Source organism: Pseudoalteromonas sp. NZS100_1 (genome assembly GCF_015864285.1).
Lineage (GTDB): Bacteria > Pseudomonadota > Gammaproteobacteria > Enterobacterales > Alteromonadaceae > Pseudoalteromonas > Pseudoalteromonas arctica.
The window spans coordinates 30,150-45,069 of record NZ_JADYXN010000014.1 but is presented as its reverse complement, the minus strand read 5'-3'; the positions used below and the strand labels follow the sequence as shown (position 1 = coordinate 45,069).

The following is a 14,920-nucleotide window of genomic DNA, read 5'->3' as shown; positions in this document are numbered from 1 at the left end:
ATAAGCCAAGTGGCTTATAACCAATAGTACACAAGGGAGTGTATATAAGGTGGTTCAATTATTTGTGAGTAAAGTTACTCACAAATAAAAAGTATTAGTGCATTGCATCATTATACTGCTTTGCCAAGCTTTGTTTTTGCCCTTCGGTTAGTGCTTTACCCGCTAATTGAAATACTTCGTGTTCTTCTTCACTTAAATGATGATGTACTAAATGATGCAGTTTTTTAGCTGCAACTAACCATGCAGACGAGCTCATTTCGGTATCTTCAAGTTGTTCAATTAATTCATCAATTTCGTGATGTTCAGCTACGCTGTGGCGCGCTTTTTCATGAGTTAAGTCATCAAACATAAGTGGGTTGTAAAAGTAACGTTCTTCAAACTTTGCGTGTTGTTCTAGTTCTGTTTTTAGCTCGTCCATTAGCGTGTGGCGCTGCTCTGTGTCGCCGTGCGTTTGAATAAGCGCATCTACCAATTCTCGTTGTTTGTCATGGTCATGACGTAGTGCTTCAAAAATATTCATAACTAATCCTTTTACAATTTATTTGCTTATATCACTAACTAGCAAACTAAATGCCAAATATTAAGTTGATGTATTTTATTGCTTTTATTTTAATTTTTTATTTTTGGGCTGCTATCACTGTAAATTTTACAGTGATATGAATGCAATAATTTCAGGCTTTTACGTAGTTCAATTATAGAAGTGAGTATAAATCCCTACAGAACCTTACAAATATTTACTGGTTGTTTATTTTATTGCAGTGATAAAGTAGCAACATTATTTAGGTACAATCTATATGTATTACTCCCACATATAATACCAATCGGTATAAATGCAGGTAGCACGTTAACTTAATAGGATAGTTTAAGGATGAACACAAAAAGCCCCATCGCCGCATTATTGCTGTGCGCTTTACTAAGTGCTTGTAGTACTGCCCCACGTTCTGACCCTAACTTATGCATTGAAGAGGCTGAAACGGTTGATCGAAATGGCGCTCAAACAAGCTCAGAAGTTTATAATCAATGCATTAGCGCACAAATTAAAAAGGATGAAAAAAATGACACTTTTTTTGATGCTATCGGTACGTTCTTTTTTGAATTTTTTGTAATGGTGGTAGAAAGTAAATAGGCTAACTTGCAGCTGTAATTTAAATTAAATAAGTTGCGTAAAAATAGGATTAGTTATGAAGCAATTATTGATAGCAATTCCACTTTTTTTATTACTAAGCGCTTGTGCGGCAAAGCCTTACGCAGGCTCGGCAAAATGTATGGAACAAGCAGATATTGCATACGAAACCGATACACGTAAAAATGAGACATTAGATAATGAATGCAAAGCTGCAAAAGTAAATACGCCTAATAAAGAGCTTGAGAATCATGGCTTGGTTGATCGAAGCCTTTTACAGCTAATGGTTAGTTTTTTAAATAGCGTATTTTAATAGTAAAAATATAATTAAATAAGGTATGTATGAGGGAAGAACTAAGAGCAAAAATAATTACCGTATGCGATAAAAAAATAGCCAGCAAAGGCGAAAATGTAGGGCTTTCTTTTTATGCATTTTTTGCTAATAAAAACGACGACCCAGAGCTACTTATGGAAGCTGCTACTTGGTGGATACACACCCATAAATTAGATCATTTTGTAAAAGCACATAAAATTAAACAAATGGTTTTAGACGGACTTTAGTCAAGTAAATGAGCCAATACTTTTAGCTGTGCTTATTTAATCAACAACGACTTGGTTTCTTCCGTTTTCTTTTGCTTTATAAAGTAATTTATCTGCATGCTTAATAAGAACATCTAGTGTGCTTTTTAAAGAGCCACTTACAGAGGCCCCTGCACTAAAGGTGATTTTTGTATCACTAGGAAAGTCTTCTATATTACTGCAATGCTTGGCGAAGCTAATGGCGAGTCGGTTAAATATATCGCGAATTATTCGTTCATCAACCGTATTTAGTGCAAATAACCATTCTTCGCCGCCGTAACGACCAAACTGATGATCATTACATAGTGTTTCTTTTGCAGCTTTTGCAAAGGCAATAAGAACTAAATCTCCAACATCGTGACCAAAATGGTCGTTAACTTTTTTAAAGTAGTCTAAGTCAACAATTGCTATCGTCATTTTACCTTCACCAAGCTTTGCTTCTGCTGCGCGCATTATTCCTCTGCGATTAGGGCAATTTGTTAGATAATCTGTTAATGAAATATCGTGATATTTTTGACGTTGTCGAGCTTGCCGATAAAATAAAAATAATGAAGCAATCACTAAAATAAATGCAATAGCAGCGCTGAGTCGCCAAATTATTTTTTGTTGATATTCTTCTTTAGCTTGTAGCTCACTAATGTCTTTTGCGTACTCTAGTTGCTGTATTTTGTCTTCTTTTTCTTTTACTTCAAACTGTATCTGTAGTGTTTTTATATTATTTTCACTGGTTGCTTCGTAGTGCTTTTTTGTATAAAGGATCTTTTGTTCAATTGCTTCAAAAGCCTCGTCAGTGTGGTTAAGGCGTCGCTTTAGCTCATAGCGTTTACTTAAAAAATCGGCTTTATAAATACTGCGGCTGAATTTATCTAATTTTAAAAACACCTCATCGTTTGCTTCATTTGCTCTCTCGAGTAAATCTTGTTTTATATATATGTCAGCTAACAAAATGAGCGATGCGAGTTGCATGTCGTAAACACCTGCAGAACGAGCAAGCTCAATGTTTTCTTTAGTTAAAGTTAAAGCTTTATCGTAGTTTGCTTGTAAGTACTCAATATTTGCAATTGAGTACTGAGCAAAGGTTAAGCCTTTTTGCATATTAACTTTTTTAAAATAGAGCAATGCTTTATCTAGGTATATTAAGGCATCTTTAGGTTTTTCTACTTCAAGCAATACATTGCCTAAGCTCCAATATGCTTTTGCAGTAAAAAGCCCATCTTGTGTTTGCTCATATGCCGCAACCGCTTTTTTTGCATAATATACGGCTTTGTCTTTTTCGTTTAGATAATTATATGCATCGGCTATTTTTCTAAAAAAGTATCCTTGAGATGCTGAATCGTCATCTTTTAATGCTAATTCTAGCCCCTCTAGTGCAACATTTAGGGTCTTTTTCAATGAATCTGTATCGGTGTAATAGTAAGCAAGTGCTCGTAAAATAATGATTTTTTCTTTAGTTGAATGCTGTTGCAAGCTCTCTTCTAATTTTGTGGCTAGCGTTTGTGCTGGAGCTGGGTTTGGCTCCCTCGCTAGAGACTTGAGTTGTGATTCGAGAAATAATAAATATACACTTTTTTGATTTGGTAACTCTTTGTTCTTTAAGTAATAGGATAAGTGTGTGTTTAACGCTTCGTATTTTTCTTGTCTAAAAAGTAACTCCGCATACAAAGCGGCCGCTTCTAGATGAAGGTTTTCCCAATTTTGCTCTTTGCTTATTTTAAACGCTTGAGTGAGTTTGTCTTCATTTTGAAGATAGTCTAATTCATTCAGTTTTATGTTGTTGATCAGGACTTGAGTCGTGTCAAAGTCTAGCGCATGTAAAGTTGCACTTAATGAGTCGCCGTTAGCTGAGGCAAGCTTACTTAAAAGTAAAAATAAAAGGAGAACAATATACTTTGCCCATAAAGTATTACCTAAAACCTTTATTTGTGTATTGTTAGTCATGTTAATCCTTTGCTGACTTATTTTTATTATTGAAGTACTTATTAACATTACTTAATAAACTTGGGTTTGTACCGTTTTTTTATACTCATCATTGAATAGAAAGACCATAAACGATATCAATTTAATTAATAAAAACCAACACATTGTATAATATAGTGGTTGTAGCTATGTGTTTTTATTAAAAATCTGCGGCTACTTCAAACTCTAATCGTTTATCCGTAATTGGGTGAGTAAATGCTAAGTATTCTGCATGTAAATGTAATCTATCGGCTTTTTGTCCGTAATGTGTGTCGCCTATAATTGGCATGTTTAAACCTAAACTGTGCGCGCAATGTACTCTTAATTGATGAGTTCGCCCTGTTTTAGGATATAACTGTAATCGGGTAATATTGTTATTGCGCTCTAAAACCTGCCAGGTAGTAAGCGAAGGTTTTCCGTGTTTGTAACACACCATTTGGCGCGGTTTATCATCAAAGTCGAGCACTAAGGGTAAATCAATTACTCCGCTATCCTCAGCTACGTTACCATTAACTAATGCGACATAACGTTTATCTATGGTGCGTTCAATAAACTGCTTTTGCAGCGCTTTGTGCACGCGTTTATTAAGTGCAATCATCAATAAGCCGGAGGTCGACATATCTAATCTGTGCACAATTAGCGGGCCTGAAGCCTCTGGAAACTGCGTTTTAATACGCATATACACTGAGTCTTCAATATTAACGCCAGGTACTGATAAAAACTCAGCAGGCTTATTTACCACAAGTAAATCGTCATCTTTATAAACAATACTTAGATCTTTACCCTGAGCTGGGTTGATAAGTAGCGGGTTATCTTCAACATCTAAACCCTGTAGCATGTGCCCAAGTATTGGTTGGCATTTACTGTAACAAGAAGGGTAGTAGTTTTTATGCTGCCTAATTGCTGACTTAGGCGCGGCTCCCCACCAAAACTCTGCCATAGCAAGTGGCTTTAAGTCATGTTTATAGGCGTATTGTAATAATTTAGGCGCTGCGCAATCGCCAGCACCCGAAGGTGGAGTGTGCTCTGGTAGTGCTGCAAATATGGCATTTAAGTCTGTAACCTCAGCATTTGCATTTAAAAACTGGTACTGCGCAAATAACTTTTTTTGTAAGCTTTTAGAAAGCGTTTTACGGCGTTTTTTCAAATGAGCAATTTCATCAGAAATATTGATGTGTGTTTGCTGCAGTGACTCGATTATATTTTGCCAATAGGCTTTAAGTGCTAGCAGTTGCTTTTTTTCTACGATACTTTGCCCTGCAAGCTTATTTTTTAACTGCTCAAAATCACTTTCGCTAAGCTCTAATTCGCCTTCGGTACGTTGTATTTTACGTTGCTGGCGACCGGCTTGCATTACTGCCTGTTGGGCTAATAGTGCTTGTTGGTAGCTTTGTGTTGCATCATCAAGTTTGCTATTAACTTCATGCAGTTGTTCGCTATTTTCTAATTGCTCAATTTGAGCATTAATATCGTTAATTATTTTACTTTGAGCCAAATAGCTATCGTCCTGCAGCTGCATGCTAGAAACTGGCGGTACAAAGTTAATATTGGCTTTATCACCTTCAATTTGCCCCGAGTAAGCACTTAAAAAGCCTAATTGTTGCTTAGTATTTTGCACCACTAAAACCCCAAACATTTTACCGGCATTTTCTGCTTTTAAATGCGTTAACGTTTCAAGTTGTTGCTGTAATTGTTTTGTGGCTGCTACAGCTAATGGTTGCGGCTCGTAATAAAAAGGGAAAGTAAACTTTTCAGGAAGCGCGAGAGAATCGATATTTTGAGAAAATAATGTAAAGCACAAAGCAGAATTTGACATAGAAGTAAGAGAAAAGCATTCAGTAAAATAATTGAGCGCATAATAACATATTCATAGTTAAGCCACTAAAAATCTCGCACTCGCATATTCATAAACACTTTAAAGCGGACATTCATGTTTTATGTATCAGTATGGGGGCGCAGCAAACCTAGGAGTATCGTTTGTTAGTAAAGTCTCAGTAGTAATATATCTATCATTATCAAAATACCTAAGCTTATCGATTCTCAATAATTGAGCGCATTTCGAAACGATGACTTACTTGATAGAGCAGAGGCGAAAAATCAATTTACAGAATAACTGAATATTTAGGAGTTCTATATTATGAGTCAAAATATCGCAAGTTTTATCACTAAAACCCTCGAACAAGCTGGCGTAAAACGTATTTGGGGAGTAACTGGCGATTCACTTAACGGCATTAGTGAAAGCCTGCGAAAAATGGGAACAATTGAATGGCTAGGAACGCGACATGAAGAAGTTGCCGCATTTGCAGCCGGTGGCGAAGCGCATTTATCAGGCGAGCTTGCAGTGTGCGCGGGTTCTTGCGGGCCGGGTAATCTTCATTTAATTAACGGCTTATTTGATTGTCAGCGTAATAATGTACCGGTATTAGCTATTGCCGCACACATTCCTTCATCTGAAATTGGCAGTAGTTATTTTCAAGAAACCCATCCGCAAGAATTATTTAAAGAATGCAGTGTATATTGTGAAATGGTTTCGAGCCCTGAGCAAATGCCGTACCTGCTAGAAACCGCAATGCGACAAGCAATACTAAACAAAGGCGTGAGTGTACTAGTGCTACCTGGCGACATTGCATTAAAAGATATGCCTAAAAACATTACACCAAAATGGAATGTACCAAAACCTGCGATTTATACGCCTGCTTTATCTGATATTGAAGCAATGGCGACTCATCTTAATAAAAGTAAAAAAGTAACCTTATTGTGTGGTGCTGGTTGTAAGGATGCTCACGACGAAATTGTTGCGCTAGCCAAAAAATTACAAGCACCGATTGTGCACGCCATGCGCGGTAAAGAATTTATTGAATACGACAATCCTTACGGTGTTGGTATGACTGGGTTTATTGGTTTTGCGTCGGGCTACCATGCAATGCAAGAAGCCGATACGTTACTTATGATTGGTACGAGCTTTCCTTATCGTGCTTTTTATCCTGAAAATACCACCATATTGCAAATTGATAATCAGGCAGCGTCACTTGGGCGACACGTTCAAATTGACTGTGGCGTGTTAGGGGATACTAAAAATTCAGTGACCACATTGCTTGATTATATTAAAGGTGAACGCACAAGTTCACACTTACAAAAGAGTGTTAAAAACTACAAAGAGTCGAGACAAGATCTCGATGAACTTGCCAGTGGCAAAACGTCGCAAAATTTAATTCACCCGCAATATCTAACGCGTTTACTAAACGATAAAGCAGTAGACGATGCTGTTTTTACTTGTGATGTAGGTACGCCAACAGTGTGGGCTGCGCGTTATTTATCAATGAACGGTAAGCGCCGTTTAATTGGCTCGTTTAATCATGGCTCTATGGCAAATGCGATGTCGCAGGCAATGGGCGTTCAATCTGTTAACAGAGACCGCCAAGTAATTGCAATGTGTGGTGATGGCGGATTTTCCATGTTAATGGGTGATTTAATCTCGCTTAAACAGCTTAATTTACCTATCAAAATTGTTGTTTATAATAATCGCTCACTTAGTTTTGTGGCTATGGAAATGAAAGCCAGTGGGTTTTTATCAAGCGATACTGATTTAGAAAACCCAAGTTTTGCTAAAATTGCAGAGGCCTGTGGATTAAAAGGGATTCATGTGGACGACCCTGAAAAATTACCATCGGCAATGAACGAAATGATGAATCACTCAGGACCTGTTGTTTTAGAAGTCGATACCGCGAAACAAGAGCTTTCAATGCCACCGCAAATCAAATTAGAGCAAGCAAAAGGCTTTAGCGTTTACATGATGAAGGCGTTGATAAACGGCAAAGGAAACGAAATTGTAGAGCTTGCTAAAACTAACTGGTCACGCTAGTTAAGTTACTTCCCTGTTGAGTATTTTTGCTCAATAGGGAAGTGCCAAAGTAATAATCCCCACTGTCATTCTCGACCATTAATAAGTGATGGTTGTTTGTAAGTAATTGAACAAAAATAAAAAATCATATATGGTTTATCATTAAATTAATAAAAATACGCATAAAATGCCTCTGCTTCATAGAGGAGCGGAGCAATAATGAAATGGAAATCGGTTTTACTGTCGCTTGCTGTTTTATGGCTTATTCAAGCTCAGCAAAGCAGTTTACGCACCAGTGAATACGCAAATATAATTTCTGATTTAGATAAGGTTAATTCACTTGGCGAATGTGAGGTTTCGACCGAAATTGCAAGAGAGTGGCCATTATCTTGGGCTATAAGCGGCGCAGAAATTACCGTTAAGAACAAAAATACGTTGTTGACAGCAACAACCAGTAAGTTTAATAAACCAGATCGTAAATTTCTTAGTACACATAATACTCACTACCACTTTACGTGGACTGAAACCAAAAACAACACTATGTTTGCGTCATACATGGACGTAGAAATAGAACCCGCAGGTAAAGTTGCAGGCCTTATAATAGGCAATTGCTCTGACTACCCCGAAGGTCCAAAATTAATAGGGTATTTAGAGCGTTGTAATAGTGTTGTAGAGTCAATTAAGTGTTCGTAAAAGTAGGTATAGAGCGTTGATTAAAATTGAAGACTTTTCTTTAGCATGGCGATGGATTAGCGCATCCCATGGTGATTTTTCTAAAGATACATTAAACAAACTTATTCCGTTGAGTGAAGAGCAAGCAAGAGCATTAATTGCCGCCACACCCATTAACTTTCCGGTTGGCGCAAAAAGATTCGACTCCACAGAAGGAAGTGAATTAACACGGCAATGGTTAAAGGGCTTAGTAAATGATTCGCAAACAATAACAATTTGCTGGGATCAAGAAACAGCACTTACATTACCTTGGCTAATTTTTTGTGATCACTGGGATGATTTTTGCTATCCATCAAGTGATGATATAAATTTTTATTTAGAAAGCGGCGAACTGTTTTTACGCTGGAATCATTATGAGGTTTTTGAGTTTGACTCAAGTGCAATGTAATGAGCTAAAACACTTAGCATTGGTATAAATTGCTACTTGGCAGTTGTTTTTAGCTTAACGATTTACTCGCTTTACTCAATCAAAGTAAAGCGAGTGCTCAGTATAATTTACAAACTCTTTTTAGGCGGAAGAGCTACGTTTGCAAATATTAGTCCTGCAACAAGCGACATAAATATTAAAAACGTTTGTTGGCCTATGTGCTCTGCATATACAAAGTCTTGGCCTTCAATAAGTGAGTTTAAGCCAATATACGTTTTGCTTCCTGGTACTAATACAATTAAGCCTTGCATGGCAACAATAGAGGCCGGCGCATTAGCAACGCGGTTAAACAAGTTACTAAATATACCCACCGATAAAGCACCTACAAACGTACCTAACGTGTAATCAAGGTACATAGCCGAGCCAATACTGGTGCCGTACGCTATAAAGCCTGATGCAATAGACCAAACTGCGTGTTTAAGTTTGGTTCTAAAAATAACGATTAGGCTGCTACAAAGTAAAAATATAGCCAGCCATGCGGTCCACTTTGGTAATGGCTCAGGTTGTACAAAATCGGCTTGCCCAAAAAGTGCAAAGCCAATACCTATGCCAATAAAACCGCCAAAATACAATTTAAAGAGCAGCATAAACGAGTCCATGACTCGCGCAGTACCTGACACTAAATGCCGTGCTGCCAGCTCAGCTAAACCAAGCGCAAGTGCTAAACCGGGTATAAACACAATAATGGCCGAAAGTACCACCAAGCGTATATTTATCTCAGGTGTTATATACACACTTACTGCACAGGCAAGTATGGCTGATATTATGGCCACTAATGGCTCAAGCATATGTGCTACGCGTTTTGAGCGCCCAGACCAAAGCACAAACACATAAACAACTAAAGTAAGTAGCGATGACCAAATAACATCAGTCCAGCTAGTACCCATTAACATTGCAAACGCACCACCAGAAGTTGCAAACGCAACGCCCGTAACAAGTTTATTGTATGGGTTTGGCATTACAAAAATAGCGTCTAGTTGCGCATCAACTTCTTGTAAACTTAGCTTGTCGTCAAGCATTTGGTTTACAAGGTCGTCGGTGTCGGCAAGTGAGCCTAAATCGTGATCGCCAGGGTCTACACGTGCAACGTGGGTGTACTCGTCTTCGTGGCCATCGGTCCAAATAACAAACGTTACAGAGGTTGGCGACATAACAAACGACGATTTAAGTCCTAAGTATGTAGCCACTTCCATTAGGTGGGCTTCTAGGCGGTAAGCAGGCGTACCATACTTGTGAAGCATTTTACCCAATTTAACGATAAATTTGCGTTTTTCTGTAAAGGTTGCAGTTTTCAAATCTTTTTGGACCAAATATTGCGATAACTAAGCTAAAAATATAGACAATACAGCTAAAAATGCCCACGTTCGATGGGCGCGATTTTAAACACTAATTGGTGTGTGTCTAGTCATTTTTAATCTAATTTTTTATTTTTTTCGGCTATCCATTGCGACATGTATTGAGTGCTGCGCATTGTATGATGTTTGAGCATTTGGCCTGTGAAGTTTTTTTCGCGATGAGCGTTTAAATCACTACTTATTGAATCGACTTTTTGAATTAAAGCTGCGCTCAATTGTGCTTTATCGTACAGCGTATTAAGGAGCGTGTTGCCATCTTGCTGCGCTTGTTCAAAGTCACTTTGATTGGTGTACATTTCAATGGCAGCATTGGCAAAGTCATCGGCGGTGTTGGCTATTTTACCCGGCCATGATAAATCGTTATGCATGCCTTCTGCGCCAATATTGGTGGTAACGCTGGGTGTTTGCATAATCATGGCTTCAAGCAATTTACCTTTAATGCCTGCACCAAAACGCAGTGGTGCTAAACATACGCGTGCGCTTTGCATTACATCAAACGCATTATCGGCCCAACCTTTTATTAAAAACCCTGTTTTAGGGTTATTTAGTGCCGTGGCTTTTGGTGGTGGGTAAGAGCCATAAATATGTAGTTCTGCTTTTGGTAGCTGCTTGCGAATAAGTGGCCATATTTTTTGTAGGTAAAGTACAGCATCCCAGTTTGGCGCGTGTCTAAAGTTACCTATGGTCATAAAGTGCTGGCGCTGCTCAAACGTTTTTGTACTTGTAGGCAGTGAGCTTAAATCAACCATAAACGGTAAATGGTGTAATAGGCTTGGCTCTATTTTAAATACGCTGTTTAGCAGGCTCATTTCATAACTTGAAATAATTAAGCTCAGGTCGCAGCGTAAAATAGCGGCAATTTCGCGTTTTGCTATGTCTGAGTGTAAATCGCTGGTTGTAAACTCACGCTCACCTTTAAACGCTTCGTGGCGAGCGTTACGCAGACATTGTAAATCTTCGGTATCTAAAATTTTAATTGCGTGTGGGCAATGTTTATCGACGCGCCAGCCAAATTGTTCTTCCATCATAAAACGGTCAAACATGACTATATCTGGATTATAGGCTTTAACGTATTCGTCAAAGCTGTCGCAGTTTAGTGCAATGCTTTGACTGGTTATACCGAAGTCGTCAAGATTTACCATGTGATCGGTGCGCTGCGCGGGCGTTGCAAATTCAACGTCCCAGTTTTGCGCTCTAAATGCATTTAATAACGACATCATGTGCGTTCCCGCAGCAGACGAATTTGGCTCTGGCCATACGTAGCCAATTACCAGCACTTTTTTCATTGGCTAGAACCTCTAATTTGTAAGTTTACATTTACCAGTGTTTTTACTGGCGGGGCTGTATTTTGTAGTAGCTCTTGTAGTATTAAAAGGCACCGCTTGGCTATATCAGTTGTACTTATAGCCACAGTGGTTAAGTGATCATTTATAACCGCGCTATTAGGAATATGGTGGCAGCTCACCACTTTAATACAGTGATGTGTTAATGAGTTAATAGCAGCAATAACACCTTGAGCAATAATATCGTTTGCACACACCACAGCGTTTAATGTGGGGTTGTGTTTATATGCTTCTATAAATGCATTTTTAGCGCTAAGGGCTGTGTTTACTGCGCAGTGAATGGGTGCTAATGGTGTAATGCTGTGCTGCGCGCAAGCGGTATTAAAGCCACTTTGTAGTGCTTGTGAATCACTTAAAGTAAGTTCACTGCCTATAAATGCAATGTTTGTCACGCCTTGTGAGAGCAAATGCATACTGGCTACGTGGCTGGCTTTTTTATAGTCGGGTAATACACAAGGAGCTGCGCTAAAAGGCACTTCGCTCATTACGGTAATTACTTTGTGTTGCGCGCTGAGCGTATCAAGCCATTTGGGGCAAGTACTAGCAACGGGGCAAATAATAAATGCAGCAGCGTTGTATTCTTTTAAGTTTTTAACTGCGTTTGCTTGTAGTTCAAGACTATTATTACTGCTTACAATCATGGCTTGTAAGCCATTGTCGTTTAACAAAAGTTGTAGGCTGGTAGCAAGGTGTGCCATAGCTGGGTTAGTTAAATCGTTTATTACTATGGCCACTAAATTTGAGCGTTTTGAGCGCATAGCAGCGGCATCACGATTATAAACGTATCCTAGCTCATCAATCGCTTTGAGTATTTTTTGTTTACTTTTATTGCCCACTTTATCGCTTTGGGTAAGCACCAAGGATACGGTTGATTTTGATACACCAGCACGCTCTGCAACATCAAAAATAGTGACTGATTTGGCTTTGTTATGCATTGTATTTTAAGTACCGCAGTGGTGAATAAATAGCGCTGTAGTTTAGCTTAATCAGCACTATTAAGTCATCTTTTAGAGGTGTTTAACTTACCTTAATACTTTATGAACAAAGCAAAACGTGTTTATATACGCCTATAAGAGTAAAAAATAACAAAAGGATAAAAACATGAGCGCTTTTAGGCTGTTAGTTGCCTTTATTTGTTGTGCGGCATTAGTACCAACAAGTTACGCCGAGCAGGGCTATCAAACCCCATCACCTGAACTTGCAGCATTGGTTGACGCTAAGTTAGCACCCACTAGTTACTTATCGAGCGATGGCCAGTGGCTAGCGCTTTTTGAACGCAAACGTGTAGTAACCCTTGATGAACTTGCAAAAGAAGAGCTTAAGCTTGCTGGTATTAAGCTAAATCCCGCTAATTTTTCGCGCTCTCGTGTGAGTGCCAAATTTAGCGCTGTGGAGCTAAAGCATGTTCAAAGCGGGTCGGTTATTAGTATTAATAACTTACCTAATGGCATTATTCGCTCACCTAAATGGTCATCTAATAGTAAATATTTAGCCTTTGTTGTTGAGCAACCAACCCAAGCCAACTTATGGCTTTACAGCGTTGAAACCAAACAAGCAAAAGAGCTTTCAAGCGCTGCATTAAATTCGGTATTAACATCATCACCTTATAAATGGCTACCAGATAGCAGCGCCATAGTTGCAAACCTCGCTGTTAATTTTGGCAAGCCTAGGCTTGAAAATAACAGCCAAAGTGTAGTGCCAGTTATTCAACAAAGTACCGGCGAAAAAGCACCAGCACGTACTTACCAAAATTTATTAACAAGCCCGTTTGATGAAGCGCAATTTAAGTTTTACGGCCAAGGGCAATTAGCTTACGTAACACTTGATGGCAATACACAAGCAATAGGTAGCCCTTCTTTATTTAAATCGTTTTCGGTGTCACCTGATTCTACCAATATTTTAGTAGCCGGTATTAATGAGCCGTTTTCGTATCAAGTGCCTTACAGCCGATTTGCAAGCACATGGCAAATATGGGGCATGCGCGGCTATGCATTAGCAGAGCTGGCAAAACAGCCACTTGCCGATAATATTCCGCAAGGTTATGACAGTGTACGCACTGGCCGCCGAGACTTTAAATGGCGAGCCGATCAAGGCGCTGAAGTTATTTGGGCCGAGGCGCAAGATGGCGGCGACATGAAAACCGACGTTGAGCACCATGATTATATTTACAGCTTACGTGCACCTTTTAAACGCGAGCCTAAATTATTTGCCAAAGTAGAACGCCGTTACTCTGGTATTGAGTGGGGCAACGAAAACGTAGCCATGCTGACAGACTGGCGCTTTAGCGATCGCCAAGTTCGTACTTACATAGTGCAACCACGAGATGCCGACAGAAACCGCGTTTTATTTTCAGAGCGTAGTTATAACGATGCGTATAAAGACCCTGGTAATGCAATTTACGAGCGCAACGATTTAGGCGCGAACGTTATTAAAATTGTAGGTGGGCGTTATATTTACCTGCGTGGTAATGGCGCATCAGAGCAAGGCAATGTACCGTTTTTAGATAGGTACGATGTTAAAACAAATAGCAGCAAGCGATTATGGCAATCAGAAGCACCATATTACGAACGTGTACGTGCACTGCTTGACGACGAAGGTGAGCGATTTATTACTATTCGTGAATCTAAAACTGAGCAACCTAACTTTTTTATACGCGATTTAGGCAACGACACGCTAACACAGCTAACTACATTTGCTCACCCGTACCCTGCATTTAAAGGCGTAACTAAAGAGCAATTACGTTATAAACGCGACGACGGTGTTGAGCTTTCAGGCACGCTTTATTTACCACCAGGGTACGATAAAACACAAGGCCCGTTACCTGTACTTATGTGGGCTTACCCACTTGAATACAAAGATAAAGCCGTAGCATCGCAAGTACGCGAATCGCCTTATGCATTTACCTACATTGGCTATTGGGGCCCAATGCCTTACCTTGCCAAAGGGATTGCCGTGTTTGACGACCCTAAAATGCCAATTGTAGGTATTGATGGCAGCGAGCCAAACGATAACTTTAGAAAGCAGTTAGTATCAAGCGCGCAAGCCGCTGTTGATGTATTAGTTAAAAAAGGCATTGCTGATAAAAATAAAATAGCCATAGCAGGGCACTCATACGGTGCATTTATGGTTGCTAACTTGTTGGCTCACACTGATTTATTTAAAACGGGTATTGCCCGCAGCGGCGCGTATAACCGCACATTAACGCCGTTTGGTTTTCAAGGAGAAGAGCGTGATTTTTGGCAAGCACAAAGCGTGTACGCTAATATGTCGCCGTTTTTCCATGCTGAAAAAATTAACGAGCCAATGCTGATGATCCACGGTCAAGAGGATCCTAATTCGGGAACTTTCCCAATGCAAAGCGAGCGCATGTACGCTGCACTTAAAGGGCTAGGTAAAGACGTGCGTTTAGTAATGCTCCCTTATGAAGCACATGGTTACCGTGCGCGTAAAAGCTTGTTACATGTATTGTGGGAACAAGAACAGTGGTTAGATAAGTATTTGCTAAATGATACAGCAGAGCCAGTAGAGGTTATTACTGAACCCGTGATAAGTGTTGGGCAATAG

General features: G+C 39.3%; 13 protein-coding genes. 7 read left to right on the top strand and 6 right to left on the bottom strand.

Features of this window, described 5'->3' with window-relative positions; translation table 11 throughout:
• Window positions 1-94: 94 nt before the first annotated feature.
• Window positions 95-520, bottom strand: a complete 426-nt coding sequence (locus tag I6F66_RS11140; protein ID WP_007581776.1) for a hemerythrin domain-containing protein — start codon at window positions 518-520, stop codon at window positions 95-97.
• Window positions 521-868: 348 nt separating this feature from the next.
• On the opposite strand from I6F66_RS11140, the gene I6F66_RS11135 reads away from it, so the two are divergent.
• From I6F66_RS11135 to I6F66_RS11125, 3 genes are read left to right on the top strand one after another with little or no spacing between them, the layout of a single operon-like run.
• Window positions 869-1,126 (top strand): hypothetical protein, encoded by a 258-nt coding sequence (locus tag I6F66_RS11135; RefSeq protein WP_165741367.1) that lies wholly within the window; start codon window positions 869-871, stop codon window positions 1,124-1,126.
• Between the two features lie 55 nt (window positions 1,127-1,181).
• Window positions 1,182-1,436, top strand: coding sequence for a hypothetical protein (locus I6F66_RS11130; protein WP_165741366.1), 255 nt, complete (start codon window positions 1,182-1,184; stop codon window positions 1,434-1,436).
• Window positions 1,437-1,465: 29 nt separating this feature from the next.
• Window positions 1,466-1,684, top strand: coding sequence for a DUF6500 family protein (locus tag I6F66_RS11125; RefSeq protein WP_165741365.1), 219 nt, complete (start codon window positions 1,466-1,468; stop codon window positions 1,682-1,684).
• 36 nt (window positions 1,685-1,720) lie between these two features.
• Here the strand turns inward: I6F66_RS11125 and I6F66_RS11120 are convergent, their stop codons facing one another.
• Both I6F66_RS11120 and I6F66_RS11115 read right to left on the bottom strand, forming a co-directional pair.
• A complete protein-coding gene (locus I6F66_RS11120; protein WP_165735603.1) occupies window positions 1,721-3,640 on the bottom strand; it encodes a GGDEF domain-containing protein in 1,920 nt (639 codons plus the stop codon).
• A 178-nt stretch (window positions 3,641-3,818) separates the two neighbouring features.
• Window positions 3,819-5,474, bottom strand: coding sequence for an RluA family pseudouridine synthase (locus tag I6F66_RS11115; RefSeq protein ID WP_165740159.1), 1,656 nt, complete (start codon window positions 5,472-5,474; stop codon window positions 3,819-3,821).
• 321 nt (window positions 5,475-5,795) lie between these two features.
• Here I6F66_RS11115 and poxB point away from each other — a divergent pair, with 321 nt between their 5' ends.
• From poxB to I6F66_RS11100, 3 genes are all read left to right on the top strand, one after another.
• Window positions 5,796-7,520 (top strand): ubiquinone-dependent pyruvate dehydrogenase, encoded by a 1,725-nt coding sequence (gene poxB, locus I6F66_RS11110; RefSeq protein ID WP_197209270.1) that lies wholly within the window; start codon window positions 5,796-5,798, stop codon window positions 7,518-7,520.
• Between the two features lie 198 nt (window positions 7,521-7,718).
• On the top strand, window positions 7,719-8,192 hold the full coding sequence (locus I6F66_RS11105; RefSeq protein WP_165740155.1) for a hypothetical protein: 474 nt from the start codon (window positions 7,719-7,721) through the stop codon (window positions 8,190-8,192).
• A gap of 16 nt (window positions 8,193-8,208) precedes the next feature.
• Window positions 8,209-8,619 carry a hypothetical protein gene (locus I6F66_RS11100; protein WP_165740153.1) on the top strand — a complete coding sequence of 137 codons (411 nt, stop codon included), beginning with the start codon at window positions 8,209-8,211 and terminating at the stop codon, window positions 8,617-8,619.
• Between the two features lie 107 nt (window positions 8,620-8,726).
• Here the strand turns inward: I6F66_RS11100 and I6F66_RS11095 are convergent, their stop codons facing one another.
• From I6F66_RS11095 to I6F66_RS11085, 3 genes are all read right to left on the bottom strand, one after another.
• On the bottom strand, window positions 8,727-9,953 hold the full coding sequence (locus I6F66_RS11095) for a threonine/serine exporter ThrE family protein (protein ID WP_010553647.1): 1,227 nt from the start codon (window positions 9,951-9,953) through the stop codon (window positions 8,727-8,729).
• A 116-nt stretch (window positions 9,954-10,069) separates the two neighbouring features.
• Entirely contained in the window at window positions 10,070-11,299 is a 1,230-nt protein-coding gene (locus tag I6F66_RS11090) for a glycosyltransferase (RefSeq protein ID WP_165740151.1), read from the bottom strand.
• The gene (locus I6F66_RS11085) at window positions 11,296-12,291 is read right to left on the bottom strand and encodes a LacI family DNA-binding transcriptional regulator (protein WP_197209269.1); all 996 of its coding nucleotides are present in this window, start codon (window positions 12,289-12,291) and stop codon (window positions 11,296-11,298) included. Before I6F66_RS11085 ends, I6F66_RS11090 begins: the two co-directional genes overlap by 4 nt.
• Window positions 12,292-12,457: 166 nt before the next feature.
• Between I6F66_RS11085 and I6F66_RS11080 the strand changes: the two genes are divergently transcribed.
• Entirely contained in the window at window positions 12,458-14,920 is a 2,463-nt protein-coding gene (locus I6F66_RS11080; RefSeq protein ID WP_197142322.1) for a prolyl oligopeptidase family serine peptidase, read from the top strand.

Excerpts from the sequence above, each read along its gene's own strand:
- I6F66_RS11140 (WP_007581776.1), bottom strand. The coding sequence starts at position 520 with ATGAATATTTTTGAAGCACTACGTCATGACCATGACAAACAACGAGAA.
- I6F66_RS11135 (WP_165741367.1), top strand. The coding sequence starts at position 869 with ATGAACACAAAAAGCCCCATCGCCGCATTATTGCTGTGCGCTTTACTA.
- I6F66_RS11130 (WP_165741366.1), top strand. The coding sequence starts at position 1,182 with ATGAAGCAATTATTGATAGCAATTCCACTTTTTTTATTACTAAGCGCT.
- I6F66_RS11125 (WP_165741365.1), top strand. The coding sequence starts at position 1,466 with ATGAGGGAAGAACTAAGAGCAAAAATAATTACCGTATGCGATAAAAAA.
- I6F66_RS11120 (WP_165735603.1), bottom strand. The coding sequence starts at position 3,640 with ATGACTAACAATACACAAATAAAGGTTTTAGGTAATACTTTATGGGCA.
- I6F66_RS11115 (WP_165740159.1), bottom strand. The coding sequence starts at position 5,474 with ATGTCAAATTCTGCTTTGTGCTTTACATTATTTTCTCAAAATATCGAT.
- poxB (WP_197209270.1), top strand. The coding sequence starts at position 5,796 with ATGAGTCAAAATATCGCAAGTTTTATCACTAAAACCCTCGAACAAGCT.
- I6F66_RS11105 (WP_165740155.1), top strand. The coding sequence starts at position 7,719 with ATGAAATGGAAATCGGTTTTACTGTCGCTTGCTGTTTTATGGCTTATT.
- I6F66_RS11090 (WP_165740151.1), bottom strand. The coding sequence starts at position 11,299 with ATGAAAAAAGTGCTGGTAATTGGCTACGTATGGCCAGAGCCAAATTCG.
- I6F66_RS11085 (WP_197209269.1), bottom strand. The coding sequence starts at position 12,291 with ATGCATAACAAAGCCAAATCAGTCACTATTTTTGATGTTGCAGAGCGT.
- I6F66_RS11080 (WP_197142322.1), top strand. The coding sequence starts at position 12,458 with ATGAGCGCTTTTAGGCTGTTAGTTGCCTTTATTTGTTGTGCGGCATTA.